This is a genomic window from Nocardia sp. CA-084685, from assembly GCF_050955785.1.
GTDB lineage: Bacteria > Actinomycetota > Actinomycetes > Mycobacteriales > Mycobacteriaceae > Nocardia.
Map to the genome: position 1 here is coordinate 3,173,984 of NZ_CP192094.1, position 23,405 is coordinate 3,197,388.

The following is a 23,405-nucleotide window of genomic DNA, read 5'->3' on the forward strand; positions in this document are numbered from 1 at the left end:
TCCGAGTGCGTGTCAACAACCTGGGTCGCTGTGCGCCCATCCAGCCATGCCGAGGTGCGAGGGGCTCGTTGTGGCGTGGGCGGTTCGCCCAAATCTGCCGGAAATCGGCGTCCCGGAAGGGCTACCTCGGCGGCCAGGAGGAGTGCGGTGGGTACTGGTGCTGCGGGTATTGGGCGGGTGGTTGCTGCCACTGCGGTGGGTACGGCGGGGTCGGGATTCGTGGCGTGGACGACCGAGCCGAGATGATTGCCGTCACCGAAGCGCCCAAGGCGAGTAGTGCGCCGGGGATGCCGAGGGCGAAATCTTTAGCCTCGGTGAATTCCGAGTGACGCGCCATACTGATCACGAACCAGAGACCGGGGGAGAACAGAGCGCCCGCGGCGACGGCGGCGAGTGCACGGAACGCGCCGTTCTTGGCACCGGCGCCGGTCACCAAGATAATGGCCGCCAGCACGGCGATCGCGGCGATGAGCAGGAACGGGATGTGTTCCCCGAAATCGAGGTAGTCGTTGGTGAACCGCCAGATTCCCGTCAGAATCGCGGATACGACGAGCAGCCCTGCGGTGATCCAGTCCAGTGGCGAGGCCCCCGCGCGCGGCGGTGCACCGAACCCGGGGCGCGGATACTCCGGACGCTGCTGCGCATACGGATAGCCTTGTGGATCAAGGTAATTCCCTTGCGGCGGAAAGGATTCGGGTTGGTGTGGTGTAACCACGGCGAACTCCTTGCTGACCCCCGGGGCCGACGTGGAATCGATCAGGTCGGTCCAGCAACGATACCGGACAGGCGCTGATGGCACCCGGTTCTAGGGTCCGACGTATAACTCCTCGTTCGGGAGTCGCGGCAGTCCGCGCCCGTCGCCCGGGATTACCGAAACGGCGTCGACATAGTGGTGGGTCCTGTGGTCCTCGATGAACTGCTCGGCGGCGCTGGCCCGGGCTATGAAGTCCAGGATCACTCCACGCAGGTTGACTCGCAGGTGTACGTCGGGCTCATGGGGCGGTCTTGCAGTCGTTGGATTTTCCAGCGATGTGCATGCATCGGTGAGCATGGTCGACCGTGGTGCGGGGTGCCAGATCATCGTCACGCAAATTCCGAACAGCTAGTTTCTCGGGAGGCGGCATTCCAATATTCGCCCAGGCCGGTTGCCCGACCCTTCCCACCGCTGGTGAACGCGATCCGTGTCGATGCAGCCATCCGGCCGGTGGTTCCGGGATGCCGCCGCCAAAGCCGGGCAGCCGTGCGCTTCGGCCACCTCGGCCACCATCAAGCCCGGGCGGTTAGGTCCAGGACGCGATCGGCGAACTCGCGCCCGAAGAGCCTGGCGAGGATGATATGAATCGAGTCGCGGCCCGGCTCGCCGCGGTCGGGTGGCCGCTGGCACACCCGTCCGACACCTGAGACCTCCTATGGCCCTATCCGATCTGCTCACCAGAATCGTCGCGTGGCTGCGTGCCGGATATCCGCACGGTGTGCCGGATCCGGACTACGTGCCGTTGCTGGCTCTCTTGTCACGGCGGCTGCCCGAAGCGGATGTGCGACAAGTGGCGGGCGAGCTCATCGAGCAGGGGGCGATTCCAGCTGACCGGGTCGATGTCGGCGTGCTCATCACCAAGCTCACCGATGAGATGCCGCTCGAATCCGATATCGCCCGCGTCCGAGCGCATTTGCTGGCCGCGGGTTGGCCGATCGATGACGCATGGTCCGATTCGGACGGGGAAGAATGCTGATCGACCCCGCACGAACGGCCGAGTGTCATGCCAGGTCGGTGGCGATGATCTTTTCGATATTGCGTTCGGCGAGACCGCTAATCGTCAGGAAGGGATTGACGCCGGTGTTACCCGGATCAGCGATCCGTCGATGACGTACAGCCCGGCGTAGCCGTTGAGTCGGCCATAGTTATCGGTGTGGTCCAGTTCTGTCCCATCTCGATCATCGCCACCTGCTTGCCCGCCTGACACAGACGCAGTGCGGCGACCGCACCGCCGTAGCCGCTGCCGATAATCAGATTCGGCACGTGATCCCCGTTGCCGATGGGTGCCGCCGACGCCTTGGCGGTCCACGCCGCGGCGCTGAGCGCCATCGCCCCGGCCGCGATTGCAGTGCCCGCCAAGAATTTCCGGCGATTCATCCCTTGGCGAACGCCGGTGCTGGCCGAGGGCGTCGGTCGTACATGAGCGAAACCTTCCGATGTGAGGCGTAGGAAAGTGCCTCGAATCGGCAGACTGTAACAGGTTCTAGTTGAGATTTGAGTGAATTCTGATGTTGACATGTCACGCGTGGGTGAGCTCGTTCCGATGGATCAATAGCGTTGGCGCACAAAGAATTCGATAAACCGCTGATATTCGGCGATGCGTTGGAGGCGCGGTGGCTCAACTGGCGATTTCGCGGCCGCAACGAACATGGTCACGAGTCCAGGTGTCGCCTACGCAATCGGTACTCGAACACACCTCGTGGTTCACCCGGCCCGAAATACTGGTCATCATGTTCGACGAATTCGAACCCGGCTCGCTTGAACAAGTTCGCCGCGGTCTGATTGTCGGGTCGAACCGTCAGATAGACGACCTCGGCTCCATCGGTCCGGCAATGTTGCAGCATCTGATGCAGCAGGGTGGGGCCGTAGCCTTTGCCCTGATGTTGCTCGGCCACCGCGAACGTGAAGAGCAGCGCCCGACCCGCCTTTCGAAGCGTCAGCGCATAGCCGATCACCCGGCCGTCCAGCTCCGCGACCAGCCAATCGGATCCGTGCAGGTCGTAGAGCTGGCGCAGCATCAGATACAGGTACGGCTCGGCGAACACCTCGGCCTCGATGGCCGCGATATCTTCGATATCGGCGAGGCGTGCCTGCCGGTATTGCGGCTGCGGCGCTCTTACGATGTCCATGAGCTTCCTAGTGCCGGGCAAGGTCATCGCGGACCACCAAGAACGATACTCGGCTGACCAGTGTTTATGAGGACGGCAGTAGACCGGATGTGGCGGCAGGGCCGACGATCATCGGAGGTTGTTTGCGCGCCAGTGGTTTTCGGAAATTGGGGTCGGCCAGCATGTCGGGCGGGCGCAGTCGTGACAAATCCAAATAGATCCGAGGAGTGATTGTGCCGCGACATGGTCTGGCCTTCGTCGGGGTGTCGAATTCGGGAGGTGTCAGATGTCGAGTCTCCGAGCTGTCGTCGTCGCGAGCATGGTGGGTTACTCGCTGCTGGTGGGGCAGGTGCCCGTACACGCCGACCCGACCAACGGCCCGGCAGCGCCGGTGTCGCCCGCCCCGCCCGATCTGCAGCGCTGGATCGACGCGCAGATCCCCGCGCCATCGCTTCCGCCCGCCGCGTCACCGCCGTCCGGTGCGGTGCCCGCGGACTTGGCGGCGTTGTGGCAAGCGGTGCGGTCCACACCGTCGGGGGACCGGATGTTCGACGCGTGGCCGGATGGGCTCGATGGTCTCGCTCCCGGCGATATCGTCGAGTGGCGTGATGTGACAGCGACTTCCGCACCGCTGGCGATTGTGCCGATTCAGCGTGCGATCCTGATGAAATTCCGGACGACGGACGCATCGGGCGTGCCATCCTTCGGTACCGCGACATTGGTGATTCCCGCCGCCGCATGGACGGGGCCGGGGGATCGGCCGGTACTGGTGAATGCGTTGCCGATCAATTCGCTCGGGCTGAACTGCACGCCGAGCTACGCGATGGCGCACGGGTTGCACAGCAAGTTCAATGTGGGTGATCTGTTTCCACCGAACACCGCATGGGGGCTGAGCCGCGGCTACGCGGTGCTGATTCCCGACCATGAGGGTCCGTGGATGGCCTATGCCGAACCCAGGGTTGCCGGGCATGTGGTGCTGGATTCCGTTCGAGCTGTGCGCAACATAGTGCCGACCGAGTTCACGGACAGCCGTTTCGCGATCACCGGATATTCCGGCGGTGCGATCGCATCGTATGCGGCCACCATGCTGCTCGACGAGTATGCGCCGGAGCTGTCGGGTTCGGTGGTCGGGGCGGCCATAGGCGGAGTCGTCACCGACTATCGAATGGTCGCCAGCCGGTTCAACGGAAATTCCGCATCCGGCATTCTGCTGGTTGTCGCGCTGGCGATGAGCCGGGAGCATCCGGAGATCCTCGGCTACCTGAACCATCTGGCGCAGTGGGCAGCGACCTCACCGATCAAGGACAGCTGTGGTGACAGCAACGGCCCGCTCGGTGTGGTCGGCGTCCCGATCGACGCCGCCGCGAATATCAGTGCCCCGCTGACCAGCGGCTTCGCGGATCGGATCTTCGGGCAGCTCAACCTGACGGACCGTAAAGCGGGTACGCCGCTCTACATCTATCACGCCGCAAGCGACTTCTGGATCCCGCACGAGAACGGTGACGATCTCTACCGCGACCAATGCGCGCGCGGTGTCCCAGCGGTGCACCGCACCGAACCCGGCGAGCACATCATCGCCCTGTTCACCGGGTTTCCCGGGGAAATCGGCTGGATCGATGGACGTTTGCGCGGCGAGCCCGCCCCGAGTGAATGCCCAAGGCGGTGAGCTCGGACCAGCGGATCGCGGGCCGAGCCCAGAACCGGCGCAGAGCGCAGCGTCAAGACGGCGAAGCCGCCGAGACCGGCATCGACCTGCCCTGATCGGACCAGCTCCTCGCCCAACGGGCCTGATCCTCGCCGCCGCCTACCACTGCGCCGCCGTGATCACCGACGGCGGCACGCCACAGAACGCCGGACGGTTCCCGCTAGTGCGTGGCGGTCGCGAAAGGCGTTGCTACCGGCCCTGATTCGGTGCGGTTCGGGTGCGTCCACAGGCCACGGCGTTCCAGGATGGGCAGCACGCCCTCGCCGAACCAGTAGGCCTCCTCGATGTGGGGATAGCCGGAGAGGATGAAATGGGTGATGCCCAGGTCGGCGTACTCGGTCAGGCGGTCGGCGACCTCTTCGTGTGAGCCGACCAGGGCGGTGCCCGCCCCGCCGCGTACCAGACCGACGCCCGCCCACAGGTTCGGCGCGATCTCCAAGCGATCGGTGCGGCCGCCGTGTAGATCGAGCATGCGGCGCTGTCCTTCGGATTCGCTGCGCGCGAGACTGGCCTGCACACGGGCGATTTCGGCGGGGTCGAGGCCGGACAGCAGTCGATCGGCGACGGCCCAGGCTGCTTCGGAGGTGTCGCGGCTGATAACGTGAATGCGTAGCCCGTAGCTGAGTTCTCGGCCTTCGTCGGCGGCGAGTCCGCGGATCCAATCGAGTTTCTTGCCGACCGCCGCGGGCGGTTCACCCCAGGTGAGGTAGGTGTCGGCATAGCGGGCCGCGACGGGTCCGGCGGGGCCGGAGGAGCCGCCGAAGAATACCGGCGGGATCGGGTCCGGGTGGTTGTTGAGCAGGGCGTCGCGGATCTGAATGTGGGTGCCCTCGAAGCTGATCGGTTCGCGGGACTGCCACAGCTCGCGTACCACGTGCAGGAATTCGGCGGTGCGTGCGTAGCGCTGTTCCTTATCGAGGAAATCGCCGTAGGCCTGTTGCTCATGCGGTTCGCCGCCGGTCACCACATTCAACAGCAGGCGGCCGCGGGAGTGGCGCTGATAGGTTCCGGCCATCTGCGCCGCCAGCGTCGGACTGAGCAGTCCGGGGCGGAACGCCACCAGGAATTTCAGTGTTTCGGTGGTTTCGACGAGCATGGCGGTGGTCAGCCAGGCATCCTCGCACCATGCGCCGGTCGGGGTGAGAACAGCCTCGAATCCATTGTCCTCGGCTGCCGCGCCGATTTGGTTGAGATAGCGCAGCGATGCCGGACGGTCACCGGACATCGAAGTGCCGTGACCACCCGCGATCAGGCCACGCGAATCGCCGTAGGTGGGCAGAAACCAATGGAACGACAGTGACATCGACAACTGCTCCTCGCCGGTTCGGATGCCGTTTTCGGCACGGATAGCGGCGATGCTGCCAGCGTCGCCGAGCCGTGTCACCGGTTGGAATCTGTGTGGTTCTTACCCTCGAGCAGCACGTTTAGATCGCAGTGCGGATAACTGGTGAGCTGACGGTGTCTGCGCGCGATGGTGGTGTGATGACATCCATCGAGGCGAAATCCACCACAGACTCCGACCTGGATGCGATCTTCGGCCCGATCTTCGACCGCATCGCGCAGGGAGCGGTCGAGCGCGAGATCGATCATCGGCTGCCCTTCGAGGAGGTGGGCTGGCTGCGCGAGGCCAAATTCGGTGCGCTGCGGGTGCCGGTCGAATTCGGCGGTTACGGCGTCACGGTGCGACAGCTGTTCCGCTTGCTCATCGAATTGGCGGCCGCGGAATCGAATCTGCCGCAGGCGTTGCGGGTGCACTTCTCCTTTGTCGAAGACCAGTTGCTCGCCGAGCCGGGCGAGAACCGTGCGCATTGGCTGCGTGCCACCGCCGCAGGCACGCTCGTCGGCAATGCGATCACCGAACCGGGCGTCGGTGCGGTCGACCATTACCGCACGAGGCTGACCAAGGATGGCGACCGCTGGCTGCTCAACGGCGCCAAGTACTACAGCACCGGCTCGCTCTACGCGGACTACATCCTGGCGGCCGCCGATCGCGACGGTGAGCGGGTGGGCGTGCTCGTCGATGCGAATGCCGACGGCGTCCGCCAGCACGACGACTGGGACGGCTTCGGCCAGCGGCTCACCGCGAGCGGCACAACGGAATTCACCGATGTCGCGGTCGAGCCGGAGCGCATTCTCGGGCCCGGCTACGGCGCGCCTGGACCGACCTATGCGACCTCATACCTGCAGTTGGTCCAGCTGTCGGTGCTCGCCGGTATCGCCAAGCGGGCCGAGCGCGATGCCCGCGAGTGGGTGGCGGCGCGCACCCGCGGCTACACCCATTCCGCCGCCGACCTGCCACGCCGGGATCCGTTGGTGCAACAGGTGATCGGACGGCTTCCGCCGCCGCCTTCGCCGCCGAGGCCACCGTGCTCGCCGTCGCTGATGTACTCGACAAGGTGCTCGTCGGCGGTGCGCAGGACGAAGGGGCCATCGTGGCAGCCGAACTCGCCGCCGCGCAGGCACAACTCGCGGTCATCGATCTCGTATTGCCCGCCACCACACTGCTGTTCGAGGTGGGCGGTGCATCGGTCGTCTCCGAGCGCCTGCGGCTGGATCGGCACTGGCGCAATGCCCGCACCATCTCGGTGCACAATCCGGCCATCCAAAAGGCCAGGGCGATCGGTGATTATCTGCTGAACGGTACGCAACTGCCGTTCGCATGGAGCGCGGGTGAGCGCAAGCCCGCGACGGGAGACAAAAAGTGACGTGCCGTATTGGGTTGTGCAAGCCCGGCGCTTCAGGGCTCGGGTGGAATTGCGGACCGGATGCTAGTCCGGTCGTTTCTACTGGTCGGTGTACTCCGCGATCACGTGAACGCAGCCCGTAACATCGCCGCACGCGCTGTTACGGGCTGGGCAGTGAGTCACGCTGCCGACGACGCGGCCGAGCCCACGCCAGCCAGGCGCGGGTAAGAGCTGCGAGTTCGGTCCTGCAGGGCCGAGAAGTTGACTGCTTTCGATATGAACTGCGTCATCACCTCCGACAAGGGCGATCGGCTGCCGCAGGAACACCGCGGCGTACGGTATCGCCTCGGCGGGTCATCATCGACGGCCCTGCCCGATGCCGTATCGCGGCCGGGCGCCGCCGCCGTTTAATCCAGCGAATTCAGGAAGGCCTGCGTGATGGATTCCAGGCCTTTTCTGTCGATATCGTCGAAGCGGTTCGGTCGCGGGCTGTCGAGATCGAAGACGCCGACGAGGATATTGTCGCGCACCAGCGGGATCACGATTTCCGAGTGGGTGTCGGCATCACAGGCGATATGTCCGGGAAAGGCGTGCACGTCGGGCACCAATTGGGTCTCCCGGACTTCGGCGGCGGTGCCGCAGACACCCTTGCCGATGGCGATGCGCACGCAGGCCGGTTTGCCCTGGAACGGCCCGACCACCAATTCCTGCCCGTCGTAGAAATAGAATCCGACCCAATTCACCTCGGTCAGCGCGTGGAAGACCAGCGCGGCCAGATTCGCGGCATTCGCGATCCGGTCGGTCTCACCCGCGACCAGCGCCCCGGCCTGCGCGAGGAGTTGACGGTACTGTTCGGACCGGTCACCGGTCAGTTCGGAAACAGTGAACGACATGGCTGAATCGTAGGGCAGCTACGATCGGGCGCGTTCGGCGCGATCGCGAATTCCAGGTCACCCCATTGATTCTCGATGATCGCAACACTGCAATCATCGCGGCGGTAGACGGACCATGATTGGCATGACATCGCAGAATACCCGCTCCACACGTTCGGCCGCGGTAATCGGTGCCGGTCAAACCGGCGTCACTGCGGCTCTAGGATTACTCGACGCCGGATTCGACGTCACGCTCTACAGCGATCGCGATCAGCGTTCGTTGCGCGAAGATGTGCCGGCCACCGGCACAGCACTCGAATTCGGGGAGACCCAACAGGCCGAATCCGCGCTCGGTCTGGACACCTACACCGGTCGCGCACCCCGGCATACCGGGCTGAGCGTGCGCATTGCCGGACCCGAGCGCGAGGAATTGATCCAATTCGACGGTCATTTCGACGGATTTGTCGGAGTTGCGGTCGATACTCGTTTGAAGGCCGACGAACGGCTGACCGCATTCCTGGAACGCGGCGGACGTTTCGTCGTCGAACAGGTGACGCCCGACAAACTCGACACCATTGCCGCCGCCGTCGATCTCACCTTGGTCGCCACTGGACGCGGCGGCCTGTCCGATCTGTTCGCGATCGATCAGGCACGCACCCCCTACGATGCGCCACAGCGGTCGCTGCTCACCGTCACCGTGACCGGAATCGGCCATGACGAAAGCGTTTTCGCGCACCGCAGCCGGGCCGGTGGCGCGCACAGCGGCTTCTCCATCTTCGCCGAGCAGGGCGAGGGCTGGTGGGGACCGTATCTGCACAAGGACGTGGGTCCGAGCTGGGCATTCCTCGGCTGGGCACGGCCGGGCAGTGAATGGGAAAGTCGTTTCGCCGCAGCGGATTCGGCCGAATCGGCGCATCGGATCGTGCAGGATCTGTACCGCGATTTCATCGATTGGGATCTGCCCGAGGTGCTCGAAACCCGGGTGATCGCCGAGGATCCGCATTCCTGGCTCGAGGGCGCGGTCCGGCCGGTCGTCCGGTCCGGCGTCGGGCGGACCGCCGGTGGTCATGTCGTTGCCTCGCTTGGTGATACCTCGGCCGCCTACGACCCGATCGCGGGGCAGGGCGCGCAGAGTGGACTTATCCAGGCGCAACGACTGGTCGCGGCGGCCGCCGTGCACGAGGGACCGTTCGACGCGGACTGGATCAGCGCACAGTACGCCGCATTCCTCGCCGCGCGCGGGGATGCGGCGAATAAGGTCACCCGCTTGTTCCTCGGCGATCCGGAATTGGCCGATATCGGCAATCAGCTCTTCGCCGCGGCCGCGGTTGATCAGCGCTTCGCGAACGCACTCGTCGGACTGCTGCACGGCCCGCAGCCATTCCTCGGTGTCGATTCGCTCGAATCGGCCGCCGAATTCATCGCCCAGGTCACCGGTGCGGATGCCGAGGCGCTGCTCGGACGGTTCACACCGGCCGGTCGATTCAGCCGATCCGGTTACAGCCTCGCCAACGCCTGATCGCTACACCCATCCGATCGCACAGATTCAAACCCTCCTGTCGGTGGGCTTGCGGTGCTGGAGTGGAAGGGGCGCATGGTGCGCCCCTGGCGATAGACGGTTCCCGACACCAATGGAGTAAGTATGACCACAGAGCACATCGCCGATCAGATCCGGTTCGCCTACTGGGTGCCGAATGTCAGCGGGGGGCTGGTCACCAGTGATATCGAACAACGCACCAGTTGGGACTTCGAATACAACAAGAAGTTGGCGCAAACCGCGGAGAACAACGGGTTCGATTACGCGCTGTCCCAGGTCCGCTACACCGCGTCCTACGGCGCGGAATACCAGCACGAGTCGACTTCGTTCAGTCTCGCGCTGCTCGGTGCGACCGAGCGGCTGAAGGTGATCGCCGCGATTCATCCCGGCCTCTGGCATCCGGCCGTGCTGGCCAAATTCGGCGCCACCGCCGATCACCTCTCCAATGGTCGTTTCGCCATCAACGTCGTATCCGGTTGGTTCGCAGGGGAATTCACCGCACTCGGCGAGCCGTGGCTCGAACACGACGAGCGGTACCGGCGCAGCGCCGAATTCCTCGAGGTGATCCGCAAGATCTGGACAGAGGATGATGTCAACTACGGCGGCGATTTCTACCGCATCCGCGACTTCACGCTGAAGCCCAAGCCACTGAACACTCCGGAACGGCCGAATCCCGAACTGTTCCAGGGCGGTAACTCGACCGCTGCGCGTCGCAATGGTGGCCGCTACGCGGACTGGTACTTCTCCAATGGCAAGGATTTCGACGGCGTCACCGAACAATTGGAAGAGCTGCGCAGTATCGCCCAGGCGAATCAACGCGAGGTCGAATTCGGTCTGAACGGTTTCATCATTGCTCGCGATACCGAGAAAGAAGCCCGCGATACCTTGCGCGAAATCATCGAGAAGGCGAATAAGCCTGCGGTGGAAGGCTTCCGGGACGCGGTGCAACAAGCTGGTGCGTCGACGAAGGACCGCAGGGGGATGTGGGCGGATTCGACGTTCGAAGATCTCGTGCAGTACAACGACGGATTCCGGACCAAATTGATCGGCACACCCGAACAGGTCGCCGAGCGCATTGTGGCCTACAAGGAACTCGGCGTCGACCTGATTCTGGCCGGTTTCCTGCACTTTCAGGAGGAGGTCGAGTACTTCGGCGCGAAGGTGCTGCCGCTGGTCCGCGAACTGGAGGCCGCACGTACGCCGGCCACTGTGGGGCACTGATGACCGCCGTCGTCGCCGACCGGATCGAATCCGCCGCGCAAGCGTATTCGGTTGCGGCCCAGCTTGCTTCGGAATTCGCCGACGGCACGGCGGCACGTGATCTCGGCCGGGAGTTGCCCTTCGCCGAGGTGGATCGACTCGCGGCGAGTGGATTGCTCGCGATCACCGTGCCCGCGGCATTCGGGGGCGCTGATCTGCCGCCGAGTGCGGTGGCCGAGGTGGTGCGGATTCTGGCGGGCGCCGACCCGAATATCGCGCAGATTCCGCACAGCCACTTCGTATATCTGAACCTATTGCGCTTGGCGGGTACCGCTGATCAGCAGGCGGGGTACTTCGGGCAAGTTCTCGCGGGGGCTCGCATTGCCAATGCGCAGTCCGAGCGCGGCACCGCGACCGTCGCCGATATCGCCACTACGGTGCGTCCGGTGGGGAATCGGTTCCGTATCGATGGCGTCAAATTCTACTGTACGGGTTCGCTTTTCGCGGATTTGCTCGCGGTGCTGACCCGGCTCGATGATCCGGAGGGCCGCAGTGGACTGCCTGCGGGGGAGTACATCGCGTATCTGCCAGCCGATACCCCGGGTGTGCGGATCATCGATGACTGGAACGGCATCGGCCAGCGCACCACTGGCAGCGGGACCATCGAATTCGCCGAGGTGCTCGTCGAGCCGGATCAGCTGATCGCCCGCTCGGCGGCTGTGCACGCGCCGACCGGCTACGGTGCCTACGCGCAACTGCTGCATGCCGCTATCGACACCGGCATCGCTCGCGGCGCGCTCAGTGCCGCAACCGAATTCGTGCGCACTTCGAGTCGCCCGTGGTTCGAATCAAGTGTCGAAAGGGCTATCGACGATCCGCTGCTCATCCAGCGTTTCGGTGAGCTTTCGGTCGCGGTGACGACGGCCGAGGCCACGCTCACCGTCGCCGGTGTCGCCGTCGACGCCGCCGTCGCTGCCGCCGAATCCGTCGGCGCGGCCTCGCTTGCCGTAGCCACCGCCAAGGTGCTCGCCGATCGAGCGGCCAACGAGGTCTCGGCCGCGCTGTTCGAGGTCGGCGGAACACGCAGTGCCACAGCAGATCTGAACCTGCACCACTTCTGGCGAAATGCCCGAACCCACACCCTGCACGACCCGGTCCGGTGGAAATATCAGCACATCGGCCGGGCACTACTGCATGACACCGCGCCACCGTTGCACGGCGTGATCTGATCGAGCGAGAAGAGGATACGGAAGTGACAATTACGGTCGTCGTGGGGAATCCGAAGCCAGCCTCTCGTACCCTGACCGCGGCAACGCTGGTCGCCGCGGGATTACGCCCGGACGTGGAACCGGAGGTGATCGATCTGGTCTCCTACGGCGCGAGGCTGCTGTCCTGGGGTGATCCAGAGGTCGCGGCCGCCATTCGCGCGGTGGCGAATTCGGAGCTGGTGGTCTTCGCCAGTCCTACCTTCAAGGCCACCTACACCGGGCTGTTGAAGCTGTTCCTCGAACAGTTCGAGGGCGGTACCGGCCTGGCCGATGTGGTGGCGGTACCGCTCATGCTCGGCGCGGGCCCGGCCCATGCGCTCGCCCCGGATCTGCTGCTCAAGCCGGTGTTGGTCGAACTCGGCGCGACGGCGGCGCTGCCCGGTCTCTATCTCTCGGACAGTACATTTCAGGAAGACGGCGCCATCGCGCGCTATACCGAACGCTGGCGCCCGGTCGCCGCGGCGCTCGCCTCGAAGGCGGCCGATCATGCATGAGCTCTTCGAATTTCCGTCCGACGGTTGCGGACTACGTCGCGTCTTCGCCAGCTTCCCCAGCGGTGTCGTCGCGGTGTGCGCCGAAATCGAAGGTACGCCATACGGTTTGGCGGTGAGCACCTTCGTCCCGGTCTCGCTGGACCCGCCCCTGGTGTCGTTCTGTGTGCAGAACAGCTCGGCGACCTGGCCGAAGCTGGATACCGCAACGCACCTCGGTCTGAGTCTGCTCGGCACCGATCAAGAGCACGCGGCTCGGGCACTGAGCAACCGCAACGGCAATCGCTTCCATAATGTGGATGTGCACCGTGGCGCGGCCGACGCGATCTTCATCGATGGTGCGACGGCGTGGATCGAGGGCGCGGTCGAGGCACGCATCCCCGCGGGCGACCACACAGTGGTCATCCTTCGGATCAATCGCCTCGCCGCCCGTGCTGATGCCGAACCACTGATCTTCCACGGCAGCAAATTTCGCAGCCTGCACCCGCACCGGGAGATCACCGAGATCGCCAGCTGACATTCGATGAGCTAGCGCCTGGTCCAGATAGCTTGTGCGCCACCCGCTCCGGCTGTTTGCCGAGCCAAGTGATGTGGCGGTCGAATGCGGCGTGGGCGACCACGATTGGACTCCGTTCGACGGAACCCCCCGAACCAAGGCTCGATACGGCAGAAGCTATCCGGCCAGAGACTAGGTTGGGCGGGGTGCGGTGCCGCCTGGGAAGGTGGCGACGCGGACGCCCGCGTATTCGGCCTGAACCTTGTAGTAGCGGTTGGTCGGGCCGTAGGCGGCGTAGAAGACGAAGCCGCGGGTGTCGGGGTCGGCGAATGGTGCTTCGGCGACGAAACGGGCCAGGACCGGGTCGAGGTGGGTTGGGAAGCTGGACGGTTCGCAGCGCACCGGGAAGCAGATTCGCTCCATATGCGATGAGGTCCAAGAGAAGGTGCGGTAGAGGTTGAAGGTGCGGGCGAGTAAGGCGAGTTCGGTCTCGGTGGCCGCGGTGAAGTCGAGTTCGGCCAGGATCCCGGTGATATCCGCGGGTGTGAGATGGCCGGGCTCGAAGACGTTCGAGTAGAGGTTCATCGTGCGGGCATCGAAATCTACCGCGAGAATCCCGATTCGGCCGCCGTAGCGGGATAGATGGTCGGCGTGCGCGCGTGCCGATTCGGGAATTCCGGCGAAGCCGAGAACCCGTTCCACGCTGAGCAATTCGGGAAAGACCAGCCAGATCTTCTGCACCCCACCGGAAAGTGCGAGGTCGACGCCCGAATTGACTGGCACCTCGGCCGAGATCTCGGCCAGCAATTTCTCCATCGGATGACCGGTGTAGCTGAGAAGCCCTGCGCGGAGCAGTTTCTCGATGAGCTCGCTCGGCTCGCCCGGATGCATCACCCGGGCGTTGACCTCGCGCTCACCCACCGGATGTGTGGTGGTGCGCACGCCGACAACGGAGTTGGTCCACAGCTCAGCGAGGGTCTCCAGTACGGGATCCACGATCGTGGAGTCGTAGCGAACCTCAGCCAGGCGCGCATACTCTTGCAGATCCTTGCGGAGTTGATCGAGTGTCCTTGCCATGACGTTCATCGTCCCGGAAACTTCCGCGCGACGGCAGCGCTTCGCATGATCTCGCGGGCGGTGGCATGCAGTGGGCCGCCTGTCCCACTGCATGCGCTTGATGTGTGCCCACATTGGGGTAGGTTCCGCCCGTGGCTTTGAACTGGAAACTGGTCATCGACACCAGGAACGCCCCCGCCCTCGCCGACTTCTGGGCCGCGGCACTGGACTACGAGGTGGAAGACCCGAGCGCCCTCGTCGAGCGACTACTGGCCGCCGGGCAGCTCCCCGCGGACGCGGTCGTCGACCATCACGGCCGCAAGACATTCCGCGGCTACGCCGCCATCCGTCATCCCGACGACCCGTTCGACCCGATCAGCGGCGTCGGGCAGGGTCGGCGACTGCTCTTCCAAGACGTTCCGGAGGAAAAATCCGATAAGAACCGTCTCCACATCGACGTGCACAGCGAACCCGGCACCCTTGATGCGCTCGTTGCGCGCTTGGAAGCGCTGGGAGCAACCCGGGTCCGCGAAATCGACAAAGGACCAGCCGGTCACTGGTGGGTTATGCGCGACCCCGAAGGCAACGAATTCTGCGCCGCATAGGCCTTCAGTGGTCAGGCCGGAACCCTGTCGGCGGCGAGGAAATCGTCGACGAAGCCCAGCGCCCGCTCTTCCAAGCCCGCATAGTGGGCTTCGCGGACCGCGCCGGTGAGGGCTTCGTCGAGCAGGAGATTGCCCGCGGCATCCAGGCGCTGCCGCTTTTCTTCCGCGCCGGCCAGCAACCCCACTGACGACTGGGTGAGGCCGCAGTAGTAGGCGATACCGTCGTTGAGTTGCGCGCTCAGCGCATCCTGCATGAGATCGACGACCGCGTCGTCGTCTGCCGCGCCCGCCAGGCCCAGCCACAGCATCCGCTTGCCCGCGAGCCGGGGTTTGCTGCGGCCGTAGGCGAATCCGTAGTTCCACACCCGATCGATCCAGCCCTTCAGAATCGCCGGGACCTGCATCCAGTACACCGGGAACACCGCGACGATCACGTCGGCGGCGAGGATGCGCCGCATATGGTTCTCGACTTCGGGGGAGTATGCCTTCTCCCGGTTGCCCCATTCCGGGAGGTCGGCGGCGGTCATCCGGGGATCGAAGTTCTCGGCGTGCAGGTCCAGCAGATCGATCCGGTAGCCGAGCGCGGCGAGCCGACCGGTGGCTAGTTCGGCGATATGGGTGGTCAGCGAATCGGGCCGGGGATGAGCGACGACGACCAGCGCGGTGCGGGTGGTCGCGGTGTCCACGGTCGAGTTGTGCTGCACGGGGCCTCCTCTGTGGTCCGGAGTTCCGGACGATCGGTTGTGCGGTCCGGATTTCATTCCACACCCCGGGCAATGGACGATCTATGGGTAAGGATCTACATTCGATAGGAGTTCGTCTACCGTCGATGGTGTGGATCCATTGAGCAAACTGCTGAGCGGTATCCGGGCCGAGGGAGCTGTGCTCACCAACGCGGTCTTGGAAGCACCGTGGAGCATCCGGTTCGCCGACGAAGCACCGCTGACCATGGTCACTGTGCTGCGCGGTGGGGGAACACTGCTGCTGCCCGGCGGTCTCGAGCATCGGATCACGGTGGGAGACACCGCGATCGTGCGCGGCCCGGAACCGTTCGTCCTCGTCGACCGCGCGGATACTGTCGGCCTGCCGCACGAGGAATACGAAGTCGCCTGCTTCGCGCCGGACGCGAAATGCGATCCCGCGCTGGACAGCGGTCGCTGGGAGAACGACCCCGCCGGTGAGACCGCTCTGATTGTCGGCGCCTATCGGGCCTCGAGCCGGCGCCACGAACGGCTGCTGCGTGCTCTACCACCCGTCCTGGTCGTGACCGATGATGTGGAGGTGTGCGCGTGGATGGAGTCGATCGCCGCGGATGCGGCCCGACGTCCGGCCGGAGCGCAGGCGATGATGGACCGGCTGCTCGACTGGGCGTTGGTGTGCACGCTGCGCGACTGGTTCGACGAGCTGGACGCCGACGCGCCGGGTTGGTATCGCGGGCCGGCCGATCCGGTGGTCGGGCCGGCGTTGGAGGCCATGCACGCAAGGCCGGCCGCCGGTTGGACGGTCGCGTCGCTGGCCGCCGAGGCGGGGGTATCGCGGGCGCTGTTCGCCCGGCGGTTCTCCGAGGTTATGGCGCAGTCGCCACTGGCGTATCTCACCGAATGCCGGATGGATGAGGCGGAAGAACTACTGGCCGACCGGAGTCTCACCGTGGCGCAGGTCGCGAAGGCTGTCGGTTATGCGGACGCTTTCGGTTTCAGCGCGGCGTTCAAGCGCCATCGAGGTATCCGCCCCAGCGATTTCCGCGCCACCGCCGATCTCGGAGCGTGAACCGCTACCCAGCCATCGGGGCCTGCACGATTGGGCTGTCACCGACTCCGGCACTGAAGTCCGCGCGCTCCGCATTCACCAACCGTCAGGCTTCGAAGTGCCGCCGGGCGGACTCGATGTGCTGGAAGTACCGGTAGGTCCACTCGCATATTCCGTCGACCGTCGCTCGAAGTCCGTGGCCCGCTTCGGTAAGGGTGTATTCGACCCGGGGCGGGACGGTGGGGTGGACGGTCCGCTCGGCCAGGCCGTTGCGCTCCAACATACGCAGGTTCTGGGTGAGCATCTTGTGGCTGATGCCCTCGACTCGGCTGCGCAGCTCGCTGAAGCGCAGGGTGCCATCCCCTAGGGCCTCGATGATCAACAGTGCCCACTTGTTGGCGACATCGGAGAAGATCTCCCGCGCCAGGGAGTCGGCTCGCCGCAGGTCGGCATCGTCGGCCGAGCCGCTGAGCTGCTTGGTCACCATAAGGTTCCTCAGTCACTGAAAAGTGCGTTCTTCCATGTCAACGCACACTCTCCTACAGTTCCTGAGTAACTACAAGAGACCAAAGGTCGTTTGACGAACACGGGCTTACACGAGCCCGGACAAGGAGGCGGACAGCATGGCCATCACCCTGAAGAATCCCGATGGACTGCCGAAAATCGATGTCTACCGGCAGGTGGCGATCGCCTCGGGTTCGAAGTTGGTCTTCATCGCCGGGCAGGTCGCCTGGGACGCGGAAGGGGTCACGGTCGGCGAGGGTGACCTCGCCGCGCAGGTTGAGCAGTGCTACCTCAACATCGCCACCGCGCTGGGTGAGGCCGGCGGTTCCTTTGGCGACGTAGCGAAACTGACCTTCTATGTCGTCGACTGGACTGCCGACAAGATGCCCGCGCTCCTGGAGGGAATCTCCCGGGCGACCGCGAAGTTGGGGGTCACGCCGGTGCCGCCGACCACGCTGATCGGCGTCGCGGCGCTGGATGTCCCCGAGCATCTGGTTGAGATCGAAGCCACCGCAGTCCTCGACTGAATATTTACCGATGAGCGCCCGAGCGGTGAGCTACCAATGGCATACCGGCTCCTGATCCACTGCCTGGAATAGCCGCTGAAACCGCGGTCCGCCGGCGGGCTGTTACCAGCCCCGGCACTGAATCTGTTGTGATGCCCCGCTTCTCTCATCGGGAGAGGAGCGGGGAAGGGGTCACAACCGGGTGTCGTTCACCACCAGTGCGACGTCGATATTGTCGCGTGTGGCGTTGGAGTACGGGCAGACCTGGTGGGCCGTCTCGACAAGTTCGACTGCCTGGTCGCCGGTGAGCGAGGGCAGTGAGATTCGCAGTTCGACGCCGAGTTTGAAGCGGCCGCCGTCGATTGCGACCAGGGAGACCGAGGAGTCGATCTCCGCGTCGTTTGCCTCGAGCTTCGCGCGCTGCCCCAGCAGGGCGAGTGTCGTGCCGAAACAGGCGGCGTAGCCGATTGCGAAGAGCTGCTCGGGGTTGGCTCCCGCACCGTCTCCGCCCAGCTCTTTGGGCTGCCGTAGTTCCAGATCCAGCCGTCCGTCGGATGTGTGCCCTCGGCCGTTCCTTCCCCCGGTGACGTGCGCTTCCGCCGTATACAGCGCCTCGGTCATATTGAACTCCCTTCGCTAGCTACCAGTAAAAGAACTTGGCACTTCTAGAATAGGAAGTCAATGGGTTAAAGTTTGGAATCTGACGATGGCGCGCCAAGTCGTCCGTCCTGGTCTTCGTTCATCCAAGAACAGGAAGCGTGGAGTCTAGAATTAGGAAGTGGACCAGCGAACCTATAACCAGTACTGCGCGACCGCGCGCACCCTCGACCTTGTCGGCGAGCGCTGGACGCTGCTGTTGATCCGCGAACTGCTGACCGGGCCCAAACGGTTCGGCGACCTGCAGGCCAGCATGCGCGGCTTGGGCACTGGACTGCTGGCCGCCCGCCTCAAACATCTCGAGCGCGAGGGACTCGCACATAAGATCACGCTCCCAGCACCCGCTCGTACCCCCGCGTACGCCCTGACCGAGGCTGGCGAGGAACTCGGACCGCCGATTCTGGAGCTGGCCCGGTGGGGTCTGAAGTGGGCGATGGGCGAACGGCGCGAGACCGAGACGTTCCATCCGGGCTGGGCGGTGCTCGGCCTACGGGCCTGCTTCGATGCCGAGGTCGCCGCCGGGCTGCGTGCGGTGTACGAGTTCCGGATCGATGATGAGGTCTTCCATGCCCGGATCGACGACGGGACGATCGAGGCGCTGCATGGACCTGCTCAACACCCTGATGCGACTATCGCGATCAGCGAGGAGGCGTTCCTCGAGGTGACGAGTCAGGGGCGGACCTTCGCCGACGCGATCGAGACCGGTGCTGCGTCGGCGTCCGGGGACAGCGAGGCCTTGCGCAGGCTGAAGGGCCTGTTTCGATTGCCGCCCTCGCGTTCCCGCACGCCCGATCACACGTGATTGTGCCGGCTGGAGCCGTCGCGCACCTAGGTCCATGGAGAGTGCGCCCAGGTTCGCGAATCAGCCGATGAGATAAGGGGATCGGCGTCCACGGACCGGTCGTTCAGGCGTCGAGGTCGGTCGCTACGAGCTTGGCTACGAGCTCGAGAGCGTTGGCGTCGTCACTGGTGACTACTACGTCGGTGCCGTGGGCCGCGCCAAGGGTCATGATCATGAGGGCCGAGCCCGCGTCCACGGGGTCGCCGTCGACGAGAGAGAGGGTGACCTCGGCGCCGGAGTCGGTGACGGTTTCGGCGATGATGTTGGCGGGGCGGGCGTGCAGGCCGATGGCGGATGCGACGGTGACGGTAGTGCTGGGCATGGGGGATTCTCCTTGGGTGAGAGGGGATTTCAGGCGGCGGCGAGGGCGGGGGTGCGTGGCTTGATGAATTCCTTGGCGGCGGTGACGCACAGGGCGGCGACGGCGGTGCCCGCGACGAGGGCGGCGAGGAACCAGACGATGTGGCCGACGGCGAAGAAGACGAAGATGCCGCCGTGCGGTGCGCTGAGCGTGGTTCCGGTCGCCATGATCAGCGCACCGGTGGCTGCGCCACCGGCCATCATCGAGGGGATCACGCGCAGCGGATCGGCGGCCGCGAAGGGGATCGCGCCTTCGGAGATGAAGGAGGCACCGAGAAGCCATGCGGCCTTGCCATTTTCGCGTTCGGCCGTGGTGAACAGCCGGGGCCGCAGCACCGTGGCCAACGCCATGGCCAGCGGCGGGACCATGCCGGCGGCCATGACGGCCGCCATGATGCGCAGCGAGGCCGGATCGGTGACCGACAGCCCGGCTACGGCGAAGGAATACGCGGCCTTGTTGACCGGGCCGCCGAGGTCGAAGCACATCATGAGGCCGAGGATGGCACCGAGGGCAAGCGCGGAGGTGCCGGTCAGGCTGTTGAGCCAATTGGTGAGTCCGCTGGTGATCGCGGCGAGCGGCTTGCCGAGGAAGATGAACATCAACGCGCCGACAATCAGTGAGGCGAACAGCGGGATGACCACCACCGGCATGAGTCCCCGCGCCCATTGTGGGGCAGGTAGTTTCGCCACCCACAGGGCCGCGAATCCGGCGATCAGACCACCGACGAGGCCGCCGAGGAACCCTGCGCCGACGAAGACGGCCACCGCACCGGCGGTGAATCCTGGTGCCAGGCCTGGTCGGTCGGCGATGGCGAAGGCGATATATCCGGCGAGGGCCGGTACCAGGAAGCTGAATGCGAGCGAACCCAGTTGGAACAGCACCGCGCCGAGATAGGTCGGTAGGCCGCCGTCGGGTAGTGCCGTCAGCGAGTTGTCGAGCACGATCTTCTTGGCGTGGTCGGCGATCTCGTAGCCGCCGAACAGGAATCCCAGCGCGATGAGCAGGCCGCCCGCTGCGACGAACGGGATCATATAGCTGACGCCGGTGAGCAGGATCTGGCGCAATCGGGTACCCCAGCCGAGTGTTGCTGGTGCTGAATCGCCCTCGCTGCGTACGGATCCCGCGACGGTCGCCGCCGTGGGGTCGAGGGCGGCGCGCAGTGCGTCGGCGACCATGGTGTCAGGCTCGTTGATCGCGCGTTTGACCCCGGACTCGACTATCGGCTTGCCCGCGAACCGTTCCCGACCGCGCACGCCCACGTCGGTGGCGAAGATGACCGCGCTCGCGGCGGCGATGGTTTCGGCGCTCAGCGGGGTGCTGCCGCTGGAACCCTGGGTTTCGACGTGCACCGTGACGCCCGCGCGGTCACCGGCGGCGACCAGTGAGTCGGCGGCCATGTACGTGTGGGCGATGCCGGTGGGGCACGCCGTGACGGCAACGATCGTTTGCCCGGCTGCCGCGTTTATCGCCTCGTCCGAAACACCATGGGGTGCAGGCGTTATCGCGCTGTCAGCGCTGCTGAGTCCGGCCGCCGCTGGAGGTGTGGCGTTCGAATCCGGCTTGTGTGCGGGTGTGGTGCCGTATCGAGCCGCATCGGATGCGGGTGCGCCGTTTGAAATGGCTCCGTGTGCGGGAGTGCGGTTCGTATCTGGTTCGCGTGCAGGCGCGGCACCTTTCGAAGCCGCTTGGGACGCGGGTGCGCCGTTCGAAACAGCTTCGGGCGCAGGCGTTTTGGGCGTCATGGCAGGTTTCTGCGTAAGCACATCCGTAACCAGCGAAACTACCTCATCAGCGCTGGCGGCACCCCGCAACGACCCCACGAACTCCGGCCGCACAAGCGCCCGAGCTAAACTCGACAACAACTTCATGTGCTCAGCCCCGGCCCCCTCCGGCGCGGCAATGAGGAAAACCAGATCCGCAGGCCCATCGGCAGCGCCGAAATCCACTGCGGGCTCGAGCCGAGCGAACCCGAGCGACGCACTGGTCACGGCCGCATTTCGGCAATGTGGGATGGCGATCCCACCGGGAAGCCCTGTCGCGGACTGCGATTCGCGCGCCAGGGCCGCATCACGCAGTGCCTCGGCGGATGTAGCGCGCCCATGGTCGGTGAGTCGCTGTGCGAGCGTCGCGATGACCGTTTCCTTGGCGCTGCCGAGGTCGGTATCGAGGCTGATCAGCTCGGTGGTGATGATCGAATCAGGGGAGTGGGCCATCGCAGTGTCCTTCAGCGACTGTGCAGGGATTCCAACGTCGTGACGGCCACGGCGCGGGGGTCGGTGTGGTGTGGGCCGGGCAGCCCGGTCCCGGGCAGCGCGGCGGCGGCGCTGCCATAGGCGACGGCGCGGCGCAGCCGATCCGGCGCGTCCAGCCCGTCGAGATCGGCGAGCAGGTATCCGGCCAGTGCGGAATCGCCTGCGCCCACGGTGCTGCGCGGGGTGATGGCGGGCGCGGCGGCATGCCAGGCGCCATCCGCGGTGACCAGCACGGCTCCGGCCGCACCGAGTGTCGCGAGCACGGCGTCGACGCCGCGAGCAACCAGAGTGCTCGCCGCACGCGCGGCGGCGTTGGGGTCCTCTAGTTCGGCGGGGTCGCCGTGGGTGAGTTGCGCCAGCTCTTCGGCATTCGGCTTGAGCAGTTGCGGCGCCGCCGATTCCAGTTCGGCGGCCAGTGCGAGCAGGGGAGCGTCGGAGGTGTCGACCGCGACCCGAGCGCCGCGCAGCCGGTGCAGCAGATACGCGTACCAATCCGTGGGGACGGCGGGCGGCAAGGATCCGGACAGCACCACCCAGCTCGCCTTATCGGCCAGCTCATCGAGTTGATTCGCCAGTGCGCCAAGGCATTCGGCGGACAGCGATGATCCGGGCTCATTGATCTTCGTGGTGGTGCCGTCGCGCTCGGCGAGGGTGAGATTGGTGCGCGCCGGGGTGGCGCACGGCACCGCACGGTGCTCGATATCGGCATCGGTGAGCATGCGCAGCAAAGGATCACCGGCATTGCCGGGCAATACCGCAACGGTCTCGACTCCGGCGGCCGCGATCACGCGAGAGACATTGACCCCCTTGCCGCCGGGCTGCGACAGCACGGTCTCGGCACGATGCACCGCACCGCGCCGCAATGGGTCGGGCAGGCTGACAGTGCGGTCGATACTGGGATTCGCGGTGAGCGTGACGATCATGCCGTGACCACCTCGATGCCGTATTCGGTGAGTTCGTTGTGCACCGAAGGCAGCAGTCCGGTATCGGTGACCAGCACGTCGAACTCTTCGACCGAACCGAAGCTGAGCAGATCCTCGCGCCCGACCTTGGTGGCATCGGCGACTACTACGACCCGATGCGCGCTGGCGATCATGGCGCGCTTGACCGCCGCCTCGTCGGGATCGGGGGTGGACAGTCCGTGGCCGATGGTCAGCGCATTGGTACCGATGAATGCCACATCGACCCGCAGTTCGCCGAGTACCCGCAAGGCCTCCGCGCCGACCGCGGCTTGGGTGACACCCCGCACCCGACCGCCGATCAGATGCAATCGCACTCCGCCGAATCCGCTGAGCCGCGCGGCGATGGGCACCGAGTTCGTCACGGCGACGAGTTCGCGGTCCGCGGGCAGGGCGGCGGCTATCCGCGCGGTGGTGGTCCCGGCGTCGAACAGTATGCTGCCGCCGGTCGGCGGCAGATAATCCAGGGCTGCCTTGGCGATGCGGTCCTTTTCGGCGGCCCGCGTATGTTCGCGCTCGGTGGTGCCGAGTTCGATCGCGGTGAGCGCCGCCGCGGGCACCGCGCCGCCGTGCACCCGGCGGATCAGCCCCATCCGATCGAGGACCGCCAGATCCCGGCGCACGGTTTCGGTGGTGACCCCGTATTGCTCGGATAGATCGGCGACCGATACGCGCCCGCGTTGCCCGACCAGGGCGGCGATGGCCTGCTGGCGCTCCTCTGCGTACATCCGATCCTCCGATTGGCAATGTGTGTTTATGTTGTTTTATGCCCGTCTATGTTGCTTTGTCAAGAGATTCGA

26 protein-coding genes and 1 pseudogene are annotated in these 23,405 nt (G+C 65.3%); 13 read left to right on the plus strand and 14 right to left on the minus strand.

Going from position 1 to position 23,405, the window contains the following annotated elements; genetic code table 11:
* Positions 1-121: 121 nt before the first annotated feature.
* A complete protein-coding gene (locus ACQP2U_RS14485) occupies positions 122-715 on the minus strand; it encodes a hypothetical protein (protein ID WP_433715113.1) in 594 nt (197 codons plus the stop codon).
* Positions 716-805: 90 nt separating this feature from the next.
* Positions 806-958, minus strand: a complete 153-nt coding sequence (locus tag ACQP2U_RS14490; protein WP_433715114.1) for a hypothetical protein — start codon at positions 956-958, stop codon at positions 806-808.
* 338 nt (positions 959-1,296) lie between these two features.
* Between ACQP2U_RS14490 and ACQP2U_RS14495 the strand changes: the two genes are divergently transcribed.
* Both ACQP2U_RS14495 and ACQP2U_RS14500 read left to right on the plus strand, forming a co-directional pair.
* Positions 1,297-1,401: a hypothetical protein gene (locus tag ACQP2U_RS14495; RefSeq protein ID WP_433716470.1), complete on the plus strand. Its 105-nt coding sequence runs from the start codon at positions 1,297-1,299 to the stop codon at positions 1,399-1,401.
* 8 nt (positions 1,402-1,409) lie between these two features.
* Positions 1,410-1,730, plus strand: a complete 321-nt coding sequence (locus ACQP2U_RS14500; protein ID WP_433715115.1) for a DUF3349 domain-containing protein — start codon at positions 1,410-1,412, stop codon at positions 1,728-1,730.
* A 116-nt stretch (positions 1,731-1,846) separates the two neighbouring features.
* On the opposite strand, the gene ACQP2U_RS14505 is transcribed toward ACQP2U_RS14500, so the two are convergent.
* The gene (locus ACQP2U_RS14505) at positions 1,847-2,272 is read right to left on the minus strand and encodes an FAD-binding protein (protein WP_433715116.1); all 426 of its coding nucleotides are present in this window, start codon (positions 2,270-2,272) and stop codon (positions 1,847-1,849) included.
* Between the two features lie 134 nt (positions 2,273-2,406).
* Positions 2,407-2,883 carry an N-acetyltransferase family protein gene (locus ACQP2U_RS14510; RefSeq protein ID WP_433715117.1) on the minus strand — a complete coding sequence of 159 codons (477 nt, stop codon included), beginning with the start codon at positions 2,881-2,883 and terminating at the stop codon, positions 2,407-2,409.
* 265 nt (positions 2,884-3,148) lie between these two features.
* Here ACQP2U_RS14510 and ACQP2U_RS14515 point away from each other — a divergent pair, with 265 nt between their 5' ends.
* Complete coding sequence (locus ACQP2U_RS14515) at positions 3,149-4,528, plus strand: lipase family protein (RefSeq protein ID WP_433715118.1); 1,380 nt, start codon at positions 3,149-3,151, stop codon at positions 4,526-4,528.
* Between the two features lie 199 nt (positions 4,529-4,727).
* On the opposite strand, the gene ACQP2U_RS14520 is transcribed toward ACQP2U_RS14515, so the two are convergent.
* A complete protein-coding gene (locus ACQP2U_RS14520) occupies positions 4,728-5,870 on the minus strand; it encodes an LLM class flavin-dependent oxidoreductase (protein ID WP_433716471.1) in 1,143 nt (380 codons plus the stop codon).
* Between the two features lie 179 nt (positions 5,871-6,049).
* On the opposite strand from ACQP2U_RS14520, the pseudogene ACQP2U_RS14525 reads away from it, so the two are divergent.
* A pseudogene (locus ACQP2U_RS14525) lies at positions 6,050-7,272 on the plus strand (acyl-CoA dehydrogenase family protein).
* Positions 7,273-7,658: 386 nt separating this feature from the next.
* Here the strand turns inward: ACQP2U_RS14525 and ACQP2U_RS14530 are convergent.
* On the minus strand, positions 7,659-8,144 hold the full coding sequence (locus tag ACQP2U_RS14530; RefSeq protein ID WP_433715119.1) for a GAF domain-containing protein: 486 nt from the start codon (positions 8,142-8,144) through the stop codon (positions 7,659-7,661).
* Positions 8,145-8,268: 124 nt separating this feature from the next.
* Between ACQP2U_RS14530 and ACQP2U_RS14535 the strand changes: the two genes are divergently transcribed.
* From ACQP2U_RS14535 to ACQP2U_RS14555, 5 genes are all read left to right on the plus strand, one after another.
* Positions 8,269-9,642: a styrene monooxygenase/indole monooxygenase family protein gene (locus ACQP2U_RS14535; RefSeq protein ID WP_433715120.1), complete on the plus strand. Its 1,374-nt coding sequence runs from the start codon at positions 8,269-8,271 to the stop codon at positions 9,640-9,642.
* Positions 9,643-9,765: 123 nt separating this feature from the next.
* The gene (gene sfnG, locus ACQP2U_RS14540; RefSeq protein WP_433715121.1) at positions 9,766-10,881 is read left to right on the plus strand and encodes a dimethylsulfone monooxygenase SfnG; all 1,116 of its coding nucleotides are present in this window, start codon (positions 9,766-9,768) and stop codon (positions 10,879-10,881) included.
* Entirely contained in the window at positions 10,881-12,089 is a 1,209-nt protein-coding gene (locus ACQP2U_RS14545; RefSeq protein WP_433715122.1) for an SfnB family sulfur acquisition oxidoreductase, read from the plus strand. The genes sfnG and ACQP2U_RS14545 overlap by 1 nt, the downstream gene beginning before the upstream one ends.
* 23 nt (positions 12,090-12,112) lie before the next feature.
* Positions 12,113-12,622, plus strand: a complete 510-nt coding sequence (locus tag ACQP2U_RS14550) for an NADPH-dependent FMN reductase (protein ID WP_433715123.1) — start codon at positions 12,113-12,115, stop codon at positions 12,620-12,622.
* The gene (locus ACQP2U_RS14555; protein ID WP_433715124.1) at positions 12,615-13,136 is read left to right on the plus strand and encodes a flavin reductase family protein; all 522 of its coding nucleotides are present in this window, start codon (positions 12,615-12,617) and stop codon (positions 13,134-13,136) included. The genes ACQP2U_RS14550 and ACQP2U_RS14555 overlap by 8 nt, the downstream gene beginning before the upstream one ends.
* A gap of 171 nt (positions 13,137-13,307) precedes the next feature.
* Here the strand turns inward: ACQP2U_RS14555 and ACQP2U_RS14560 are convergent, their stop codons facing one another.
* Positions 13,308-14,192 carry an aromatic prenyltransferase gene (locus ACQP2U_RS14560; protein WP_433715125.1) on the minus strand — a complete coding sequence of 295 codons (885 nt, stop codon included), beginning with the start codon at positions 14,190-14,192 and terminating at the stop codon, positions 13,308-13,310.
* A 131-nt stretch (positions 14,193-14,323) separates the two neighbouring features.
* Between ACQP2U_RS14560 and ACQP2U_RS14565 the strand changes: the two genes are divergently transcribed.
* Positions 14,324-14,776 (plus strand): VOC family protein, encoded by a 453-nt coding sequence (locus ACQP2U_RS14565; protein WP_433715126.1) that lies wholly within the window; start codon positions 14,324-14,326, stop codon positions 14,774-14,776.
* An 11-nt stretch (positions 14,777-14,787) separates the two neighbouring features.
* Here the strand turns inward: ACQP2U_RS14565 and ACQP2U_RS14570 are convergent, their stop codons facing one another.
* The gene (locus ACQP2U_RS14570) at positions 14,788-15,480 is read right to left on the minus strand and encodes an NAD(P)H oxidoreductase (protein ID WP_433715127.1); all 693 of its coding nucleotides are present in this window, start codon (positions 15,478-15,480) and stop codon (positions 14,788-14,790) included.
* 130 nt (positions 15,481-15,610) lie between these two features.
* Here ACQP2U_RS14570 and ACQP2U_RS14575 point away from each other — a divergent pair, with 130 nt between their 5' ends.
* A complete protein-coding gene (locus tag ACQP2U_RS14575) occupies positions 15,611-16,546 on the plus strand; it encodes an AraC family transcriptional regulator (protein ID WP_433715128.1) in 936 nt (311 codons plus the stop codon).
* An 85-nt stretch (positions 16,547-16,631) separates the two neighbouring features.
* Here ACQP2U_RS14575 and ACQP2U_RS14580 read toward each other — a convergent pair whose 3' ends face one another.
* Complete coding sequence (locus ACQP2U_RS14580; RefSeq protein WP_433715129.1) at positions 16,632-17,012, minus strand: winged helix-turn-helix transcriptional regulator; 381 nt, start codon at positions 17,010-17,012, stop codon at positions 16,632-16,634.
* A gap of 136 nt (positions 17,013-17,148) precedes the next feature.
* On the opposite strand from ACQP2U_RS14580, the gene ACQP2U_RS14585 reads away from it, so the two are divergent.
* On the plus strand, positions 17,149-17,556 hold the full coding sequence (locus ACQP2U_RS14585; protein WP_364350150.1) for a RidA family protein: 408 nt from the start codon (positions 17,149-17,151) through the stop codon (positions 17,554-17,556).
* A gap of 171 nt (positions 17,557-17,727) precedes the next feature.
* On the opposite strand, the gene ACQP2U_RS14590 is transcribed toward ACQP2U_RS14585, so the two are convergent.
* The gene (locus tag ACQP2U_RS14590; protein WP_433715130.1) at positions 17,728-18,156 is read right to left on the minus strand and encodes an organic hydroperoxide resistance protein; all 429 of its coding nucleotides are present in this window, start codon (positions 18,154-18,156) and stop codon (positions 17,728-17,730) included.
* Between the two features lie 157 nt (positions 18,157-18,313).
* Between ACQP2U_RS14590 and ACQP2U_RS14595 the strand changes: the two genes are divergently transcribed.
* Positions 18,314-18,994, plus strand: a complete 681-nt coding sequence (locus tag ACQP2U_RS14595) for a winged helix-turn-helix transcriptional regulator (RefSeq protein WP_433715131.1) — start codon at positions 18,314-18,316, stop codon at positions 18,992-18,994.
* Between the two features lie 103 nt (positions 18,995-19,097).
* On the opposite strand, the gene ACQP2U_RS14600 is transcribed toward ACQP2U_RS14595, so the two are convergent.
* From ACQP2U_RS14600 to ACQP2U_RS14615, 4 genes are read right to left on the minus strand one after another with little or no spacing between them, the layout of a single operon-like run.
* Positions 19,098-19,355, minus strand: coding sequence for an HPr family phosphocarrier protein (locus ACQP2U_RS14600; protein ID WP_433715132.1), 258 nt, complete (start codon positions 19,353-19,355; stop codon positions 19,098-19,100).
* Between the two features lie 29 nt (positions 19,356-19,384).
* On the minus strand, positions 19,385-21,607 hold the full coding sequence (locus ACQP2U_RS14605; protein WP_433715133.1) for a fructose-specific PTS transporter subunit EIIC: 2,223 nt from the start codon (positions 21,605-21,607) through the stop codon (positions 19,385-19,387).
* A gap of 11 nt (positions 21,608-21,618) precedes the next feature.
* The gene (gene pfkB / locus ACQP2U_RS14610) at positions 21,619-22,569 is read right to left on the minus strand and encodes a 1-phosphofructokinase (protein WP_433715134.1); all 951 of its coding nucleotides are present in this window, start codon (positions 22,567-22,569) and stop codon (positions 21,619-21,621) included.
* A complete protein-coding gene (locus tag ACQP2U_RS14615; RefSeq protein WP_433715135.1) occupies positions 22,566-23,333 on the minus strand; it encodes a DeoR/GlpR family DNA-binding transcription regulator in 768 nt (255 codons plus the stop codon). Before ACQP2U_RS14615 ends, pfkB begins: the two co-directional genes overlap by 4 nt.
* Positions 23,334-23,405 lie beyond the last annotated feature (72 nt).

Excerpts from the sequence above, each read along its gene's own strand:
- ACQP2U_RS14500 (WP_433715115.1), top strand. The coding sequence starts at position 1,410 with ATGGCCCTATCCGATCTGCTCACCAGAATCGTCGCGTGGCTGCGTGCC.
- ACQP2U_RS14505 (WP_433715116.1), bottom strand. The coding sequence starts at position 2,272 with ATGTCAACATCAGAATTCACTCAAATCTCAACTAGAACCTGTTACAGT.
- ACQP2U_RS14510 (WP_433715117.1), bottom strand. The coding sequence starts at position 2,883 with ATGGACATCGTAAGAGCGCCGCAGCCGCAATACCGGCAGGCACGCCTC.
- ACQP2U_RS14515 (WP_433715118.1), top strand. The coding sequence starts at position 3,149 with ATGTCGAGTCTCCGAGCTGTCGTCGTCGCGAGCATGGTGGGTTACTCG.
- ACQP2U_RS14520 (WP_433716471.1), bottom strand. The coding sequence starts at position 5,870 with ATGTCACTGTCGTTCCATTGGTTTCTGCCCACCTACGGCGATTCGCGT.
- ACQP2U_RS14530 (WP_433715119.1), bottom strand. The coding sequence starts at position 8,144 with ATGTCGTTCACTGTTTCCGAACTGACCGGTGACCGGTCCGAACAGTAC.
- ACQP2U_RS14535 (WP_433715120.1), top strand. The coding sequence starts at position 8,269 with ATGACATCGCAGAATACCCGCTCCACACGTTCGGCCGCGGTAATCGGT.
- sfnG (WP_433715121.1), top strand. The coding sequence starts at position 9,766 with ATGACCACAGAGCACATCGCCGATCAGATCCGGTTCGCCTACTGGGTG.
- ACQP2U_RS14545 (WP_433715122.1), top strand. The coding sequence starts at position 10,881 with ATGACCGCCGTCGTCGCCGACCGGATCGAATCCGCCGCGCAAGCGTAT.
- ACQP2U_RS14555 (WP_433715124.1), top strand. The coding sequence starts at position 12,615 with ATGCATGAGCTCTTCGAATTTCCGTCCGACGGTTGCGGACTACGTCGC.
- ACQP2U_RS14560 (WP_433715125.1), bottom strand. The coding sequence starts at position 14,192 with ATGGCAAGGACACTCGATCAACTCCGCAAGGATCTGCAAGAGTATGCG.
- ACQP2U_RS14580 (WP_433715129.1), bottom strand. The coding sequence starts at position 17,012 with ATGGTGACCAAGCAGCTCAGCGGCTCGGCCGACGATGCCGACCTGCGG.
- ACQP2U_RS14585 (WP_364350150.1), top strand. The coding sequence starts at position 17,149 with ATGGCCATCACCCTGAAGAATCCCGATGGACTGCCGAAAATCGATGTC.
- ACQP2U_RS14590 (WP_433715130.1), bottom strand. The coding sequence starts at position 18,156 with ATGACCGAGGCGCTGTATACGGCGGAAGCGCACGTCACCGGGGGAAGG.
- ACQP2U_RS14600 (WP_433715132.1), bottom strand. The coding sequence starts at position 19,355 with ATGCCCAGCACTACCGTCACCGTCGCATCCGCCATCGGCCTGCACGCC.
- ACQP2U_RS14605 (WP_433715133.1), bottom strand. The coding sequence starts at position 21,607 with ATGGCCCACTCCCCTGATTCGATCATCACCACCGAGCTGATCAGCCTC.
- pfkB (WP_433715134.1), bottom strand. The coding sequence starts at position 22,569 with ATGATCGTCACGCTCACCGCGAATCCCAGTATCGACCGCACTGTCAGC.
- ACQP2U_RS14615 (WP_433715135.1), bottom strand. The coding sequence starts at position 23,333 with ATGTACGCAGAGGAGCGCCAGCAGGCCATCGCCGCCCTGGTCGGGCAA.